General features: G+C 38.8%; 15 protein-coding genes. 5 read left to right on the forward strand and 10 right to left on the reverse strand.

The features are described 5' to 3' along the window. Positions 1 to 33 precede the first annotated feature (33 nt). Genes HMPREF0693_RS06955 through HMPREF0693_RS06975 form a run of 5 tightly spaced genes read right to left on the reverse strand, consistent with a single transcriptional unit; the run spans position 34 to position 5,795 of the window. Entirely contained in the window at positions 34 to 1,143 is a 1,110-nt protein-coding gene (locus HMPREF0693_RS06955) for an ABC transporter permease (protein WP_004244478.1), read from the reverse strand. A 15-nt stretch (positions 1,144 to 1,158) separates the two neighbouring features. Further along, complete coding sequence (locus HMPREF0693_RS06960) at positions 1,159 to 2,310, reverse strand: ABC transporter permease (RefSeq protein WP_004244479.1); 1,152 nt, start codon at positions 2,308 to 2,310, stop codon at positions 1,159 to 1,161. Then, a complete protein-coding gene (locus HMPREF0693_RS06965; protein ID WP_004244480.1) occupies positions 2,303 to 4,072 on the reverse strand; it encodes an ATP-binding cassette domain-containing protein in 1,770 nt (589 codons plus the stop codon). The genes HMPREF0693_RS06960 and HMPREF0693_RS06965 overlap by 8 nt, the downstream gene beginning before the upstream one ends. A 20-nt stretch (positions 4,073 to 4,092) precedes the next feature. Continuing rightward, positions 4,093 to 5,079, reverse strand: a complete 987-nt coding sequence (gene hlyD, locus HMPREF0693_RS06970; protein ID WP_004244481.1) for a secretion protein HlyD — start codon at positions 5,077 to 5,079, stop codon at positions 4,093 to 4,095. A gap of 17 nt (positions 5,080 to 5,096) precedes the next feature. Beyond that, positions 5,097 to 5,795 (reverse strand): transcriptional regulator, encoded by a 699-nt coding sequence (locus HMPREF0693_RS06975; protein WP_004244482.1) that lies wholly within the window; start codon positions 5,793 to 5,795, stop codon positions 5,097 to 5,099. A gap of 310 nt (positions 5,796 to 6,105) precedes the next feature. On the opposite strand from HMPREF0693_RS06975, the gene rhlE reads away from it, so the two are divergent. The 3 genes from rhlE (at position 6,106) to HMPREF0693_RS06990 (ending at position 8,899) form a co-directional block, all read left to right on the forward strand. Continuing rightward, a complete protein-coding gene (rhlE, locus tag HMPREF0693_RS06980; protein WP_004244484.1) occupies positions 6,106 to 7,503 on the forward strand; it encodes an ATP-dependent RNA helicase RhlE in 1,398 nt (465 codons plus the stop codon). A gap of 9 nt (positions 7,504 to 7,512) precedes the next feature. Continuing rightward, a complete protein-coding gene (gene dusC, locus HMPREF0693_RS06985; protein ID WP_004247575.1) occupies positions 7,513 to 8,445 on the forward strand; it encodes a tRNA dihydrouridine(16) synthase DusC in 933 nt (310 codons plus the stop codon). A 205-nt stretch (positions 8,446 to 8,650) separates the two neighbouring features. Further along, on the forward strand, positions 8,651 to 8,899 hold the full coding sequence (locus tag HMPREF0693_RS06990; protein ID WP_004244486.1) for a GlsB/YeaQ/YmgE family stress response membrane protein: 249 nt from the start codon (positions 8,651 to 8,653) through the stop codon (positions 8,897 to 8,899). An 83-nt stretch (positions 8,900 to 8,982) separates the two neighbouring features. Here the strand turns inward: HMPREF0693_RS06990 and sseA are convergent, their stop codons facing one another. From sseA to metC, 4 genes are all read right to left on the reverse strand, one after another. Further along, positions 8,983 to 9,828, reverse strand: a complete 846-nt coding sequence (sseA, locus tag HMPREF0693_RS06995; protein WP_004244488.1) for a 3-mercaptopyruvate sulfurtransferase — start codon at positions 9,826 to 9,828, stop codon at positions 8,983 to 8,985. 12 nt (positions 9,829 to 9,840) lie between these two features. Next, the gene (locus HMPREF0693_RS07000; RefSeq protein ID WP_012367682.1) at positions 9,841 to 10,026 is read right to left on the reverse strand and encodes a hypothetical protein; all 186 of its coding nucleotides are present in this window, start codon (positions 10,024 to 10,026) and stop codon (positions 9,841 to 9,843) included. A gap of 285 nt (positions 10,027 to 10,311) precedes the next feature. Next, entirely contained in the window at positions 10,312 to 11,679 is a 1,368-nt protein-coding gene (gene dcuC, locus HMPREF0693_RS07005) for a C4-dicarboxylate transporter DcuC (RefSeq protein ID WP_004244490.1), read from the reverse strand. Positions 11,680 to 11,714: 35 nt separating this feature from the next. Beyond that, on the reverse strand, positions 11,715 to 12,890 hold the full coding sequence (gene metC, locus HMPREF0693_RS07010; RefSeq protein ID WP_004244491.1) for a cystathionine beta-lyase: 1,176 nt from the start codon (positions 12,888 to 12,890) through the stop codon (positions 11,715 to 11,717). Positions 12,891 to 13,298: 408 nt separating this feature from the next. Between metC and purB the strand changes: the two genes are divergently transcribed. Beyond that, positions 13,299 to 14,666: an adenylosuccinate lyase gene (gene purB / locus HMPREF0693_RS07015; protein WP_004244492.1), complete on the forward strand. Its 1,368-nt coding sequence runs from the start codon at positions 13,299 to 13,301 to the stop codon at positions 14,664 to 14,666. A gap of 70 nt (positions 14,667 to 14,736) precedes the next feature. Continuing rightward, positions 14,737 to 16,116, forward strand: coding sequence for an MmgE/PrpD family protein (locus HMPREF0693_RS07020; protein ID WP_004244493.1), 1,380 nt, complete (start codon positions 14,737 to 14,739; stop codon positions 16,114 to 16,116). A 120-nt stretch (positions 16,117 to 16,236) separates the two neighbouring features. On the opposite strand, the gene HMPREF0693_RS07025 is transcribed toward HMPREF0693_RS07020, so the two are convergent. Further along, positions 16,237 to 17,145 (reverse strand): LysR family transcriptional regulator, encoded by a 909-nt coding sequence (locus HMPREF0693_RS07025; RefSeq protein ID WP_004244494.1) that lies wholly within the window; start codon positions 17,143 to 17,145, stop codon positions 16,237 to 16,239. Positions 17,146 to 17,257: the final 112 nt, after the last annotated feature.

Genomic DNA, 17,257 nt, shown 5'->3' on the forward strand with positions numbered 1-17,257 from the left:
AGATGTTTATTCTTATCTATCAAGGTACAGATTTTATACTATCTTCCTGCGGAAAAGATAATAGGCAATAGAGCCTGTCCCAATAGCAATAACAATCAGTGCCCATAAACTATGCCATATTACGGTAATATCGGCATTTTTGAGGTAGATTTGTTTGGTAATATCAGTGAAATGACGGATTGGGTTTATCCATGTGGCTTGCTGTAACCAAACTGGCATATTTTCCACTGGAGAAATATAGCCTGATAATAATACTGCGGGCATCATAAATACGAACACACCAATAAATGCTTGTTGTTGTGTTGAACTTAACGCGGAAATCAAAAGCCCAAAACCTACCAGCGATAAACCGTAAATAAGCATGGTAAAGTAAAATAATAGCAGTGAGCCTGAAAAAGGTATTTGATAGCCGAAAATACCGATAATTAATACAATGGTTCCCTGTACTGCCGCAACAACCATCGCAGGAACCGCTTTTCCTACAAAGATTTGCCAAGTTGATAACGGTGAAACTAATAGCTGATCTAGTGTCCCTTGCTCTCGCTCTCTAGCAACAGACAGTGATGTTACTATCATTACCCCGATGGTGATAATTAAGGCCACTAAAGAAGGCACAATAAACCATTTATAGTTTAAATTGGGGTTATACCAATTACGTACTACTAATTCGCTTTTATTCAGTAAAGATGGGGTATCGCCGGCTAATTCTGTTTGATAATTTTGCACAATTTGTTGTACATAATTTGCCGCAATTTGTGCACTATTAGAATTACGCCCATCAAGAATTAATTGTAATTTTACCGGAGTATGACTGGCTAAATTAGCACTAAAATTTTGTGGAAAACGCACTAATAGCAAGGCTTTACGATTATTAATCGTCTCTTTAATTTCATGTTCACTTTTTAATAATAGGGTTTCAGAAAAAGCACTGGCTTTGGCTATGCGTTGGGTTAATTCAATAGATTGTTTACCATTGTCTTCATCAAAAATAGCAACAGAGGCATTGGTAACATCAAGGGTGGCCGCAAAAGGGAATAAGATCATCTGAAAGATAACCGGTAATATTAAGATAATCCGTGTTTGCGGCTCTTGTAATAATGACTGTAGCTCTTTCATTATCAGGGTGAGAAGACGATGAAACATAAAAACTCTCCCTTATTAATCTAAGCGACGACGTGTTGCTAACGCCGTTAAGCCAATAAAAAAGATGGCTGAAACAATTAATAGCCACATATCTAGCATTAAGATCATCGGAATATCTCCCGCTAAGAAGAGTGTCTGTAAGCTACTAACAAAATAACGTGCGGGAATAAAATAGGTCACTACTTGAATAAAAAATGGCATGCTATCAATTTCAAACACAAAGCCTGATAACATCACCGCAGGTAAAAAAGCCGCATTAAGCGAGATCATTGCCGCGTTAAATTGATTGCGAGTTAGGGTGGAGATCAATAGCCCCATACCTAGTGCAGTGGCTAAAAATAGTGAAGTAATACCCGCTAAAATCCATAATGAGCCACGGTAAGGCACGCCTAATATATAGACAGTGACCAACATACATAGCACCATAACAAAACTGCCTAATACTTGATAAGGAATAAGCTTGGAAAGCAGTAATTCTGTGCGTGTAATTTGGGTTGAGAGTAAGGCTTCCATTGTGCCACGCTCCCATTCTCGAGCAATAACCAAAGAGGTTAGAATAGCCCCAACCACGGTGATGATAATAGTGACGGCACCGGGAATAATATAGTGTTGGCTGATGGCTGCAGGGTTAAACCAATACCTTGGCTCAATTTCAATTAATGGTTGCTGTTGAATGCCTTGACTTAAAGCTTGTTGCTGTAACCAGATTTGCCAAACCCCTTTGGTATAGGCTTGTACAAAGTTTGCGGTATTTGGCTCACTACCATCGGTGATCACTTGAATGGGAGCTTTGCTATCTTGTCGGGCTAATAATTGTGCAAAGTCGACAGGAATAACCACAATGCCACGAATTTCTCCGGCTTGCATTTTATCGATAAGCAATTGGCGATTATCGCTGATGGTGGCGTTAATATAGGGAGAGTTGGTAAAAGTATACACTAACTCTTGTGCCGGTTGGCTTTGTTGGTTAGTTAATATACCAATATTTAATTTGCTTGAATCTAAGTTGATACCGTAACCGAAAATAAACAGTAAGGTGAGGGGGATAACAATAGCAATAAGCGCGCTACTGGGATCACGGGTGATTTGTTTAGTCTCTTTTAAACAAAGAGCATATAAACGTCGCCAAGAAAAATGTGCAGGTGATGATTGAGACGAATTACTCATGTTTTTCGCTCCCTTGGTGATTTTCTTGTTCAAGTTTTTTATCGTAATCCAGTACTAAGCCAATAAAAGCATCTTCCATAGAGGGGGTCGGATTTTCTTCTGTTGCTACCATCTGTTTTAATGAATCCGGCTCGCCTGCTGCAATAATTTTTCCGCGATAAACCAAACCGATACGATCACAATATTCAGCTTCATCCATAAAGTGAGTCGTTACCATCACTGTTACACCTTTATCCACCATTCCATTGATATGAAGCCAGAATTCACGGCGTGTTAAAGGGTCAACCCCTGAGGTAGGTTCATCAAGAAAAAGAATATCTGGCTCATGCATCAAAGAGCATGCAAGGGCAAGACGTTGTTTATAGCCAAGAGGTAAGGTATCGGTGATTTGATTAATCATTGGCTGTAAGCCAAATGCGGTTATCATATCATTGATTTTATTGCGCTGTTGCTTACCATATAATCCATAAACCCCAGAAAAAAATTTCAGGTTTTGCCCCACTTTTAAGTTGCTATATAGCGAGAATTTTTGTGCCATATAACCTAAATGTTGGCGAGCTTTACCTGAGCTGACTTTCAGATCCATACCTAACACTAATGCTTTACCACTCGTTGGTACTAATAGCCCGCACATCATCTTAAAGGTTGTCGATTTTCCCGCACCGTTAGGGCCTAATAACCCGAAAATCTCCCCACGTTTAACTTGGAAATCAACATGATCAGTGGCGGCAAATTGACCGAACATTTTCGTTAATTGTTGAGCTTCAATAACGGTTTCATCGGGTGCTGGGGGGATTTGTGGCATGATCTCCGCCAGTTCAGATTTATGAGAAGGGCCACCACCTAATAAATCAATAAAGGCATCTTCAAAGCGCGGTGTCGCCGGGATAAGTTTTGCATCTGGTTTTCCTAAGGCGTTTAACAATGCTGTTTGGTCACTGTGTTTTTTTAAGATCAATCGTACAGATTGCCCTTGGATCACGCCATCGGTCACTTGAGGTTGTATAATGGCTTGTTGCAATACTTTTCGACGCTGATGACCTTCAACATTGAGTAAAAAAGAGCGTCCCGCCATTTTAGCCGTTAAGGTCTGAGGTACACCGCTATAAAGTAATTCACCTTTATTCAGTAGCAGAATATTTTTACATTGTTCTGCTTCATCAAGATAAGAGGTACTCCATAAGATAAGCATGCCATCACCGGCTAAGGTATGAACCATTTGCCAAAGCTCTCGACGGGCAATGGGATCAACACCAACCCCCGGCTCATCTAATAACAGGACTTTGGGACTACCTAATAGAGTACAAGCTAACCCTAATTTTTGTTTCATCCCACCAGAAAGATTACCCGCTAGACGAGAGGTAAAACGTGTTAAGTCAGTAAAAGAGAGTAGCTGTTGATAAACTCTTTTTCTCTCTTCACCGATAACATTTTTTAAATCTGCATAAAGGTTGAGATTCTCTAGCACAGTGAGATCTTCATATAAGCCAAATTTTTGTGGCATATAACCGAGGATAGCCCTAACATCAACACTCTGTTTTTGCGGATCCATTCCTAAAATTTTGATCTCACCAGCATCAGGTTTTAGTAATCCTGCTAGCATGCGGATTAGGGTTGTTTTTCCCGCACCATCAGGGCCGACAAGACCTGTGACTGAACCACCGGTAATGGTGGCGGTGAGTGAAGCAACCGCCGGTTTTTCAAGCCCAACAAAGCGTTTTTCAACACCGCTTAAATTGATGGTGTAATTTGTGTTATCCATATTGATTGCCTCTCCTCAACTTAATGAGTCGGTGCAAATTTCAAGGTCACTGGCATTCCTTGGCGTAATGAATCATCAGCATCGGTGACAACCACTCTTATACGATAAACTAGATCAGTGCGTAGTTCCGGTGTTTCAACGCTTTTAGGTGTAAATTCAGCGGTTGGCGAAACAAAACCTATAGTGCCATGATAAGGCTTATCTTTGCGACTATCGGTATAAAGATACACCTCGCGATTAGGTATCGCTTCACCTAAATGATTTTCACTAATATAAGCTCTAACCCACACAGGGTTAGTTAAAGAAACAGTAAAAACAGGGCTTCCTGCTGATAAAATAGTGCCAGGCTCCACAGCACGAGTCAGTATAGTCCCTTCTGCAGGTGAGGTTAATTTGGTGTCTTGAAGATTAAGCTCTGCTTGGGCAACTGCCGCTTTGGCTTGAAGTACTTGACCTCTTGCCATATCAATATCTTCTTGGCGATAACCATTTTGATATTGATTGAGTTTGTCTTGTGCTGCTTTTAATGCCGCAGCTGCTTGGTTACGATTGTTGCGGGCACTGTCTAAGTCATTGGCTGAAATAACTTTGCGATTAGCAAGATCTTGTTGTCGCTTATAAAAGTTTTCAGCATATTGCCATGCGGCACGTTTTAATGACACATCTGACTGGGCTTGTGCAATTTCTTCACTGCGGTAACCAGCCTCCATTAAGGCTAATGAAGCGATGGCACTATCACGTTCACCATAAGCTTTATTTAATGCATTAATGTAAGGTGCATCATCGAGTTGGCCTAATAATTGACCCTTGGTGACCGGCGCACCTTCATCAACTTGTAGTTCCGCTAACTTGCCTGCAACACGAAAACTTAAGTTAACCGTCCGAATATCAACATTTCCATAGAGTACTAACTCAGGATCTTTGTTCTCTTCATAATAATAGATACCTGCGATAATACCGATAATAATCATTAAGATAATAAAGACACTGATTTTTTTCGTTTTCATAATAACTCTATTTATATTTATGCATGGTTGTTATGAGTGTAGATCTCTCTTAGTCCATCAAGTAGTAAAGTAATATGTACTTTTAAGGTATTAGAAATAATTTCATATTCCTGTTTACCAATTCTATCCCATCCAGTTTGGCGTAAAATGGTTTCTCGTACTAATCGAAATGATAGCACCTCTCCCAAAATAGCGTGAGTATGTAGCATGGTTTTTGGTAAAGTTGGATCTAAGCCAATATAAAGTGCTAATAAACGATTTACACGAGTTAATAGCGGAGATAACGCTTGCTGGTGGATAAGGGAATAGGCTTCTGTGGGAACAAGTTGTTCTCTTGCCATAATGCGACTGATATGTACATTGCTTTTATCAAGTACGAGTCGGGCATATTGCAAAAAACTGTCAATGATCAGTTTTTGTAATAGGGGTAAGTGCTCTGTTGGATTAGGTTTTTCAAGAAAATCATCAAGTTGTGCAACAGTGGGTTCAAAATCAATTCGAATTAAATCGGCAATATACTGTGCAACAGCGAGATATAACCCTTCTTTAGAGCCAAAATAGTAAGCAATAGCCGCGATATTTTGCTTCGCAGCTTGCGCAATCTGGCGAGTTGTGGCGCTATCAGGCCCATTTTTACCAAAGATTTCACAGGCAGCTTCTAATAACTGTCGTTTTGCAAGTTCCCCTCGAGTTTTCTTTTGGTGTGTGTCTGGCATAAGGATACCTTACTTAAGTAAAATGTAACAAAGAAATAACATTAAAATAGTCGTTATTGAAAGTAGTATATTCGATGATATTGAGTAACAGGATAAATTTGTAGTAAATAATGAAATAAAGATGACATGTAATAAAAAAAACATGATTTATTTAAAAATTATTTTTATATTCGCAAGATAGCAAAACTGTTAAAATGACCGCTATTAGGTTAACCTGATAAGGTTCATTCTCTTTCACCTTGAGGTGAAAGCCCGTCATTTTTAATTTCAATCACCGTGTTATACGTTCTGGTTGTAGGAGATTTCTGTTTTGACCGATTTTACATCGCTTGGTTTAAGTGAGGCGCTTCTCCGCGCTATTGATGAACAAGGGTATAAAACCCCAACCCCTATTCAACAACAGGCGATTGAGCCGATTTTGGCGGGTAAGGACGTATTAGCAAGTGCACAAACGGGTACGGGAAAAACGGCCGCATTTACATTACCGATACTGGAAAAACTCGCTACATCAGCAGAGAAAACGAAAGGGCGTAAGCCAGTTAAAGCGCTTATTTTAACCCCTACACGTGAATTAGCTGCACAAATTGCCGATAACGTAAAAGCTTATAGTCGTTATTTACCTATTCGTTCATTGGTGGTTTTTGGTGGCGTTAGTATCAATCCTCAAATGATGAAACTACGAGGTGGCGTCGATGTTTTGATTGCAACACCGGGCCGCTTACTTGATCTTGAACATCAAAATGCTGTCGACTTATCTCGCGTTGAAGTATTGGTGTTAGATGAAGCTGATCGTATGTTAGATATGGGATTTATTCATGATATTCGTCGAGTCATCAATAAGTTACCGAAAAAACGACAAAATTTACTCTTTTCAGCGACTTTTTCAAAAGAGATAACAGGGCTTGCTAACTCACTACTCAACAATCCTATAAGTATTGCTGTTGCCCCCAAAAACTCAGCGGCTGAATCTGTTGATCAATATGTCCATTTAGTGGATAAAAAGCGTAAGACAGAGCTGTTATCACACTTAATTGGTCTAGAAAATTGGCCTCAAGTTCTTATTTTTACTCGAACTAAACATGGTGCGAATAAATTAGCTGAACATCTTAATTTAGATGGCATCAAATCAGCGGCGATCCATGGTAATAAAAGCCAAGGAGCTAGAACACGTGCTTTAGCTGATTTTAAAGACGGTAAATTAAAAGCGTTAGTTGCCACTGATATTGCAGCGCGGGGACTTGATATTGACCAACTTCCTTATGTGGTCAACTTTGAATTACCGCAGGTAGCAGAAGATTACGTTCATCGTATTGGTCGAACAGGGCGTGCGGCGGCAACAGGTAAAGCGATATCTTTAGTTTGTGTTGATGAACATGGCTTATTAGCCGATATTGAACGCTTATTAAAACGTGAAATTCCTCGTTTAGCATTAGAAGGTTATGATCCTGATCCCTCAATAAAAGCGGCACCTTTGCATAAAAAGCCAAAGAATAAAGCACGTAATAATAAAGAAGGCGGACATGGTCGTGCTGATATGCGTGGCAAAGATAATCGCCATACACCACGTAATAAAAATAGTCGTAATCAAAAAGAGAGTGAAACGGGTGAGATAAAACAGAATAAATCTAAACCAGCTAGACGTTCACGCAAACACGATGATGATCGTGATAATCAAAATCCTTGGTCAAAAGCTAGAAAAGAATTTTGAGGCTAAACTGTGCGAGTCCTATTAGCGCCAATGGAGGGGGTGTTAGACCCCCTTGTGAGAGATCTACTGACGGCGATTAATCATTACGATCTCTGTATCACGGAATTTATTCGCGTTGTTGATTCATTATTACCGCCAAAAGCATTTTATCGTTTATGCCCTGAATTACACACCCAAAGCCGCACGCAAAGTGGCACTTTGGTGCGGGTACAATTATTAGGGCAAAATCCACAATGGTTGGCAGAAAACGCTTTTCGAGCCGTCTCTTTAGGTTCATGGGGGGTTGATCTTAATTGTGGTTGTCCTTCTAAAACCGTCAATGGTAATGGTGGTGGTGCCTCGTTATTAAAACAACCAGAAACGATTTATCAAGCAACTAAAGCGATGCGTGGTGCTGTACCTGCGGATTTACCTGTTTCTGTAAAGGTACGATTAGGGTGGGATTGTTCATCTTATTGCCATGAAATTGCCGATGCTGTAGAACAAGGTGGCGCGACAGAAATTACTATCCACGGTAGAACAAAAGAAGATGGTTATCGTGCTGATAAGATAAACTGGCAAGCGATTGGTGAAATTCGCCAAAAATTGACTATTCCCGTTATCGCTAACGGTGAGATTTGGTGTCGAGAAGATGCTATCTCTTGTTTAAAGATAACCGGCTGTGATGCGATTATGATAGGTCGCGGGGCGATGCATACGCCCAATTTAAGTAATGTGATAAAAGGTATTGAAGAAAAAATGCCTTGGTCACAAGTGATCCAATTACTTAAACGCTATATTCGTCTAGAAAAGCAAGGGGATACCACTTATTACCATGCTTCCCGTATAAAACAGTGGTTGGGATATTTAAGAAAAGAGTATCAAGATGCTGATGCACTTTTTAGTCAAATTAGAACGCTAAAAACCTCACCTGAAATAGCCAAAATAATAGAAGCGTTATAATAACCACAATAGGTTATTAATAGCCAAAACCAGCATTAATAATAAGGTGCTGGTTTTTTCTATAAAAAGGTAAAAATATCTGAATATGAAAAAAATAATTGCTGTTTAAGTACAATTATTGGAAAAAATCACTATTTCGTCTTACACTCTTAAAGTGACCATTTTTAATATACTATCTATATTATCACTACATTTAGGGGGAACTATGGGATTTCTTTCTTGGATTGTGTTCGGTCTTATTGCGGGTATCTTAGCCAAATTCTTAATGCCTGGCTCGTATGATATCGGCCTTATCTGGACTTGTATTCTAGGTATTGTGGGTGCTGTAGTTGGTGGTGTAATTAGTAATTTCTTTGGTAAAGGCAAAGTAGATGGTTTCAATTTTGGTAGTTTTGTCGTTGCCGTAATAGGGGCAATCGTTGTGCTTTATTTAGCAAAAATATTTGCCAGTTAATTGGAAATAAAGAGTCTATTAATACTATTAAACCCGCATCTGCGGGTTTACTTTTTTGTGCTAACTTCACTATCGCTTTTATTTTATTCGCATTCACAAGGTAATGCGTTTTCTGCTCCCCACTGCGCCCAAGAGCCATCATACAGTGCGATATTTTGGCAGCCCAATAGAGTTAAAGCCAAAAATAGAATAGCTGCTGTCATACCTGAGCCACAACTGACAATAATTGGTTGAGATAAATCGACACCTGCTTGTTCAAAAATGTGCTGTAATTGCGCTTTATCTTTTAATTGTCCATTAATGACTAAGCTATCCCAAGGAACATTTTTACTATTGGGAATATGGCCCCTACGTAAACCGGGACGAGGCTCTGGTGCTCTACCATAAAATCTATCCGCCGAACGAGCATCAATGATTTGATTTTGTTGCGTAGTCAGATTATCCAGTATTTGTTGTTTATCGACACGGCGTTGAGTGTTGCGTGTGACGATAAAAGGGTGAGTGGTTGGGACGTTGGGCGTTTTTCCTTTCTCAAGGGGGAACCCCGCTTCCTGCCAAGCTTGTAAACCACCGGCCAGAATACGCACCTTGTGACAACCTAAGGTAGTAAAAGTCCACCAGCCACGAGGTGCTGAAAAGAGATTACCGATATCATAGAGGATCACTGTTGTATTATTTGAAATACCTAACTGAGTTAAGGTTTCAGAAAACAGTGTGTCAGATGGCAACATATGTGGTAATGATGTTGTTTTATCGGCGATTTCATCCAGATCAAAAAAATGGGCACCAGGGATATGACGTTCAAGATAGCGCTGATGATAGTCAATATCTTGCGTAGGCATAGGCGCGCTAACATCAACTATCACCAGATCTTGATCGTCGTGATGTTCAAAAAGCCATTGTGGGGTAACAAAATAATCAAATTCCATGGTGCAACCTCTTTATTTCGTCGATGGTGAGCTATCTGGTAGAGCTGGAAATTGCTGTGCTGGTGAGCGATTAGGTTGAGTCTGCTCTGTGTCTACCGGTGTGGTTGAGCGCGTATAAATATTTAGTCCGGCAAGAAAAACGCCTCCAAGGGAGCCAAAAGCCAGTAGTGCGATAACAACAAGAAGTAATTTTTTCATAAGATTTATGTGCAGATGAATGTTACTAAAAAGTATATCTAGATATGCCATTGAAACAAGTGCTGTACCACATAAAGCAGTAAATTGGTTAGTATTAAAATAGGATATCGCTGTTCAAAAAACAAACAAATTTGGAATATAATAATACCTAGTTTTAATTATGGTGATAGTTATTGTTTAGGGTGATGGATAATAACAAAAAGCCCTTAAACTCAGGAGTCACCGAGTTTAAGGGGAAGGGAATACAACTTATTATTTTATTTGATACACAATCGGTGCTGTAAATTATGTGTATAAAAACCAGAATGTCATCGCTAAGTTAACGGTAGCGGCGACAGCCATTGGAATTGCGGTTCTTTTCACTATTTGGAAAGGTGAGACATTGGCAATTCCTGCAATAGCAACAATAGCTGCCGTAATAGGTGAAACTGTGCGACCAAAGCTGGTCATAATTTGCATAGGTAAAATTAAAGTGATGACATCGACTTTTAAGAATGCAGCAATTTTGGGTGTTAATGCGGCAAATGAAAAGAATGCAGCATTACCCGATCCCATTAAAAAGGCTGCTAATGCTAAGATGGCACTCATCACAATAATCATAGCAGCAATACCAAAGCCAGCATCTTGAGCAGAACTAATTAAGGTATCTACCGCGCCACTTTTTAGTAATCCATTAGCAAAAAATTCCCCAGATACAATCAACGATACAACTAAAACAAACTGTTTTCCCATGCCTTCAAAGAACAACATAAAACTGTTCATTACCGCTTTAGCATCGCGCAATCGCACATATTCAAAGACTAGTGCAATAACCGTACTAATAATCATTGCGGTAGTCACTTCTAATTTAATGTAATTATGAAATAACGGACTAAAACCAATAATGAGAATTAAAGGGATCACGGGTAATAAGGCATATGATAATGGCACCTGACTTCCTTCTTCTTTTACATTATCAATGGCTGTTGGGTCGAAAACAAAACCCTCACGTTTATCCCACCAACGTTGAATAAAGAAATGGGTAATAGCAACCGCAATGATAATAGGAATAGTGATAGGCAGTTGGTGTTGAACAAAATAGACTGCAGGTTCAATATCCGCTGTTTTAGCCGCCATAATAACATTTCCAGAGCCGGGTCCATGATCAATAAATTGACAACAACCGATAACAGCTAAAGCAGATAGAGGACTAATACCTGAGCGAATTAAAATAGGGTACATCGTTACCATGAGTAACATTCCTAAACCTGCATGGCTAGGAATAAAAATAACTAAAATTTGTGTGACTAAAAATGAAATAACTAGTAATAAGTAGGGGGATTTAATCGTTTTTAATGGTTTTTCAAAAATAGCAAATAAAGCTCGGCTGGCGCCCACGTGTTCCATATAACGTGAGAAACCAGCAATTGCCATTAAGGTTAAACCTAAACCCGCTAAACGCGAGCTCATAATATCGGTAAAAATTTGGAAAATATCAAAATACTTAAATTGTGTAGATTTATTTTCCGGTAATAAAGGGTTGAGATCGAGAGAAGCTGTAAGGAGCAATAACAGCATGCCTCCGAGTAATAACACAGGTTGAGGTTTATAACCTCGAGCCAGCAAATAAACTACCAACGCAGTAACTAGCGCGGCAATAATTAAACCAGTCATAATTAATTCCCCAGTGTCGTGATGCAGTATTGTTGTTATTGATTTAATGCACTAAATGCTTGGGTGAGATCTGCAATTAAGTCATCAGTAGACTCAAGACCAATATGTAAACGTACAAAAGGACCGTGGCCTTCACGCCAATCTGTTGCTGTTCTGGCACCCATAACATTGGCGGGTAATGCAAGACTTTCAAATCCTCCCCAAGATGCACCAATACCAAATAAGGTTAATGCATCAATAAATTGTTCAGATTGTTTAATGGTATATTTTTGTTTAAATTCAATGGTTAATAATCCATTACTACCTTTACAATCACGTTTCCATAAGTCATGGCGAGGATGTGTGGGTAACTCTGGAAACCAAACTTTGGCCACTTCAGGGCGTGTTTCTAACCACTGAGCGATAGCCAGTGCTGATTTACCATGATTTGTAAGACGTTGAGCAAGAGTCCTCATTCCTCTCAGGACTAAGGCGGCATCATCAGGGCTACTTGCTTGACCAAGAGCTTCTGGTAATGCCCCAATTTGTTTCCATGCGGTTTCATTTGCGATCATAATGCCCATCATGACATCTGAGTGACCGCATAAATATTTAGTTGCAGCAATTACAGAAACATCAGCACCTAATTCCAAAGGGTTATAAAGCCATGCCGAGCCCCAAGTATTATCCACCCCAACAGGAATATTTTTTTCATGAGCGATATGGCAAATTTCTGGTAGATCCAGCATTTCATAAAGTAATGAACCCGGTGATTCAACGAAAATAAGTTGAGTGTTTTCTTGAATTTTTTGCTCGAAATCTGAACCGTCAGTTTTAAAAAAGCTATAAGTGATATTATTAGGCTCTAAAAAAGCAGAGGCTATTTTACGTACGGGTTCATAGACAGAATCAGCAAATAAAACATGCCCACCACTTCGGGCGTAGCCCATAATAGTAAATGCAATTGCGGCTAGCCCTGTAGGAAAGAGCTGTGCTCGATAACCACCTTCTAATTCAGTTACTAATGCTTCAAGTGCAAACGCTGTTTCTGTACCACGAGCACCATAGCTTAATACTCGTTCAGTAATACGACGATCGCGTATTTCACGCCAACTTTTTATTGAATCAAAAACAATAGTACTGGCTCTCATAACAGGAGGGTTAATTGGGCCAGATGTTTTAATTGCTTGACGCCCACTATGTATCAATGTTGTTTGTTTATTCTGTTTCATTATTTATATCTCCGAATATAGAAAATAAGATCTCCCAGTAATTAATTTAGAATTTAATTACTATTTTGAGCTGGAAATTTGTAGTTGCTATTATTTATAACAAAGATATTTATTTTTAAAATATCTATTTTTAAAAAATGATGATCTTGCTCTAATTTTTTATCATTAATTATTCTAATTAAATCTTAAAGATTGTTTAAGATTTAAAAGGTATAAATAATAAATTAATTTTATTTTGCAACTTATTGAATTTTAGTCAATTTTCAATTGATTAGAAATTCTTTAAATTAGATTAAAATTATCAAAGTGTTTTTATTAAAATTCTATTGCATAAATAAAGTAACAAGCTAACAACTCGTTTTATTTTAAAAACGATTTTTTATTATTCTTTTAACAGGGGAAATAATTATGGGAACTAGTGTGTTTGATTCTGTTTTATTAAAAAACTTATGGTCAACAGAAGAAATGAGAACTATTTTTTCTGACAAAACTAGAATGCAAAATTGGCTTGATTATGAAGCAGCATTAGCAATAGAACAAGCTGAGCTTGGTTTAATTCCTCAAAAGGCGGCTGAGGTTATTGTACAGAGTGCAAAACTTGAAAAATTAGATATGGATTATGTATTAGAACAAGTTCGTCTTACTCGACATCCATTAGTACCTACTATTCGAGGCTTAGAATATGCTTGTTCTGAACATTATGGAGAATATGTTCATTTTGGGCCGACAACACAAGATGTTATTGATACAGGCTTAGTGCTACAACTTAAAGCTGCTCATCAAACTTTTTTACGTGATATTAAAATATTAGGTCGTTCATTACTTTCTTTAAGTGAAAAACACCGCAATACACCTATGGTTGGACGCACTTTAGCGTTACAAGCGTTACCAATCACATTTGGGCATAAAACAGCAATTTGGTTGACAGAGTTAGCGCGTCATTATCAACGACTTAAAGAGGTGGAACCTCGTCTATTTGTTGGCAGTGTAGTCGGTGCTGTCGGGACTAAAGCTTCTTTAAGCGATAAAGCTGATGAATTAGAAAAACGCGTATTAAAACGCTTAGGATTAGGTATACCGGAAATCTCATGGCAACCAGCACGTGATAGATTTAGTGAATATGGTATGTTAATTGGATTAATTAGTGGAACGTTAGGGAAAATAGCTAACGAGATCTTAATATTAGCACACAATGAAATTGATGAGCTTTCAGAGCCTTTTGGTAAAGGGCAAGTTGGCTCTTCAACTATGCCACATAAACGCAATCCAGCTATTGTTGAAAATGCCGCCTGTGTAAGTAATACCTTAAAAGCTAATCTTTCTGTATTAACGGATATGATGAAACATCAACATGAACGTGATGGTGCTATCTGGAAGATGGAGTGGAAGATTATGCCAGAAATGTGTCTGATGTTATCTGTTATCTTGGATAATATGAAAACAGTACTAGGTGGGCTAAATGTTCATGTTGAAAAAATGCGTAACAACATGGATATCTTAGGTGGGTTTATGTTAGCAGAACGTGTGATGTTTGCTCTGTCCGATAAAGCAGGCAAACAAACTGCTCACGAAATTGTGTATGAAGCGTCAATGTCTGGACAAGAAGAGGGGATTACTTTCGTAGAAGCTATTAATCGTGATACTCGTATTCGTGACCATATTTCACAAGAAGAGTTAAATGCTTTGCTAGATCCAACTACCTATGTTGGTAATGCTCCTGAGCAAGTTGATCGTGTAGTCGCTCAAACAAAAGCTTCCGGCTGGTTAAATGATTAATTGATGGAATGAAATCTCATAAAAAGCCAGTGATAACTGGCTTTGTTATTATCAGCATTGAGGTATTTATATGACATTGAGTCAGCATGTAGCTAATTTTATTACTACAACGACATTTTCACAGCTTCCAACGCAACTGATAGCTCGAGCCAAATTACATTTATTAGATACATTAGGTGTAGCACTTGCAGGGAGTACACAATCTAGCTCGAAACAAGGACGTCATGGGATTACTCTTTTACCCGATAGCCAAGGTAAGATCCCCATTTGGGGAAGTATGCAGACAGCTAATACCACTGCAGCAGCCTTAGCCAATGGTATTGCTGCACATGCATTAGATTTCGATGATACACATACTGATTCTATTACTCACGGTAGTGCTGTATTAACACCGATAGCTTTTGCGTTAGGGGAAACATTAAACGCCTCAAATAAAGAAATATTAACGGCTTGGGTTATTGGTTGGGAAGTTGCTGCACGGGTTGGTTTAGCGAGTCACAGTGGTTTCCATCAACGTGGATTTCATGCAACGGCGATTGCTGGGATCTTCGGTGCAACAGCATGTGCGGCTTCATTATTAAAACTTACGTCACAGCAGGCGGTAAATGCGTTAGGACTAACGGCAAGTCAAGCAGCGGGTATCGCTGAATATCTGACTAATAGCTCATCGGCAAAATGTTTTCATGCCGGATGGGCCGCTCAATCCGGTATTATTGCAGCCTCGTTAGCTAAAGGGGGAATGACTGGGCCTGAGACAATATTTGAAGGGCGATACAGTATTTATCATACTCATGGGATCAGCGAGCAAGCGATCCCTGAACAAGTTGCACAAGGATTAGGTGAACAATGGGAGTTTTTAAATGTTTCAATAAAACCTTATCCGGTTTGCCATTTTGCTCATGCTACTGTTGATTGTGGACGTCGTTTACTTAAAAGAGGGATCAGTGCGGAAGAAATTGAACAAGTAGAATGTGTGATTGATCCAGTTGCTGCTGCATTAATTTGTGAGCCACTCGAAACAAAATGGGCGCCAAAAACAGCTTATGGGGCAAAATTTAGCTTACCTTGGTTATTTGCTATTGGTTTTTTGGATAATGCGTTAACTTTATCATCGCTTTCAGCGGAAAACTTACAGCGTAACGATATCCAACTATTGGCGAAAAAAGTGAGCTATCGTTATCCATCAGAAAATGAAATTCCCTTTCCGAGCTATTTTCCTGGATTAATCTTTGTTAGATTGAAAAATGGGCAACAATTAACTGAAAGGATCGATATTCAGTATGGTAACCCTGAAAATCCGATGGTTGATACGGATGTAATAGCGAAGTTTTATGATAATGCCAAGTGTGTAATGAAAAAGACACAAGCTGATCAACTGATTGAAAATATAATGAATTTTGAAAATATACCTATTTCATTACTTACACAATTATTACGGGTAGAGGCATAACTCTTTTATCTGCATCCACAGGGACAAGATAATGAATCTGATACCTTTTGTTTAAATGAGTTGCACCTGATAAATGGCACTGACAATTTATTGTAGTGCCATTTTTGTTTCCTTAATGAGTTAGTGGTTTTGAAGGGTAATATCTGCGTGATTAATGACTTCATTCTGCTCATTTTTTAATGAATCAAATAGTATCTGAGCTGCTTTACTCGGGCTATTAGCATTAAGATAAAGGTTATAACGAATAGCAGGTAATGGCGGTAATCCCTCTTTTTCACCCAAAATACGTAAATCATCACCAGAAAGCTCGATAGAGCGTGCCATTATACCTAAACCAGCACGAACGGCCGCTCTGGCACCAGATAAGGTGGTGGCAATATAGGCAATGCGCCAGCGAATATTTTGTTGATCAAGGTGATTTATCATCATATCACGGTAAGTACTTGGTTCATCAAGAACCACTAAAGGTAACGGTTCGTCAAGATCAAATCTAAAATGTTTACCGCAATACCATAACGAAGGCGATACGCGTAAGACAATTTTAGGGTAACCGACATGCTCTTCTGTAGAAATGGCTAAATCGACCTCATTATTTTCCAACATTGACATTAAAAAAGGGCTACGTTTAACAATAATCTCCATAATTAAACGAGGATAAGCACCTGAAAAACGAGCAAGTAGATCGGGTAAGATTGTGTTTGCTGTATCATCGGGAGAGCCAATCTTTAATATTCCATCAATTTCTTCATGCAATAAAGATAAACATGCTTCATCATTAATGCGCAAAATCCGCCGAGCATAATTAAGCAGTTGAGTGCCTGCTTCGGTTAATGTTTTATTTCTCCCTTGTCGAGCAAAAAGCTCTTTACCTATTAATGACTCAAGGCGTTGCATTTGTTGGCTGACTGCAGATTGTGTTCGGCAAACTGATTCAGCGGCTGCGGCAAAGGTGGAACCATCGGCAACAGCAACAAAAGTTCTGAGTAGGTCTAACTCTAAATTAAAAATAGGGCGCTTTGCAGAAGTCATTTTATTATCTCTTAATTGGTGTTGTGGTGCGAAATAAAACGCAAGAGGTATTATTTTTATAAAGGTTAATAAAGTTCTTTTTAATTTGCATACCGCTCTCTTTCATACTATG

Origin of the sequence: Proteus mirabilis ATCC 29906, from assembly GCF_000160755.1 — a bacterium.
Taxonomy (GTDB): Bacteria; Pseudomonadota; Gammaproteobacteria; order Enterobacterales; family Enterobacteriaceae; genus Proteus; species Proteus mirabilis.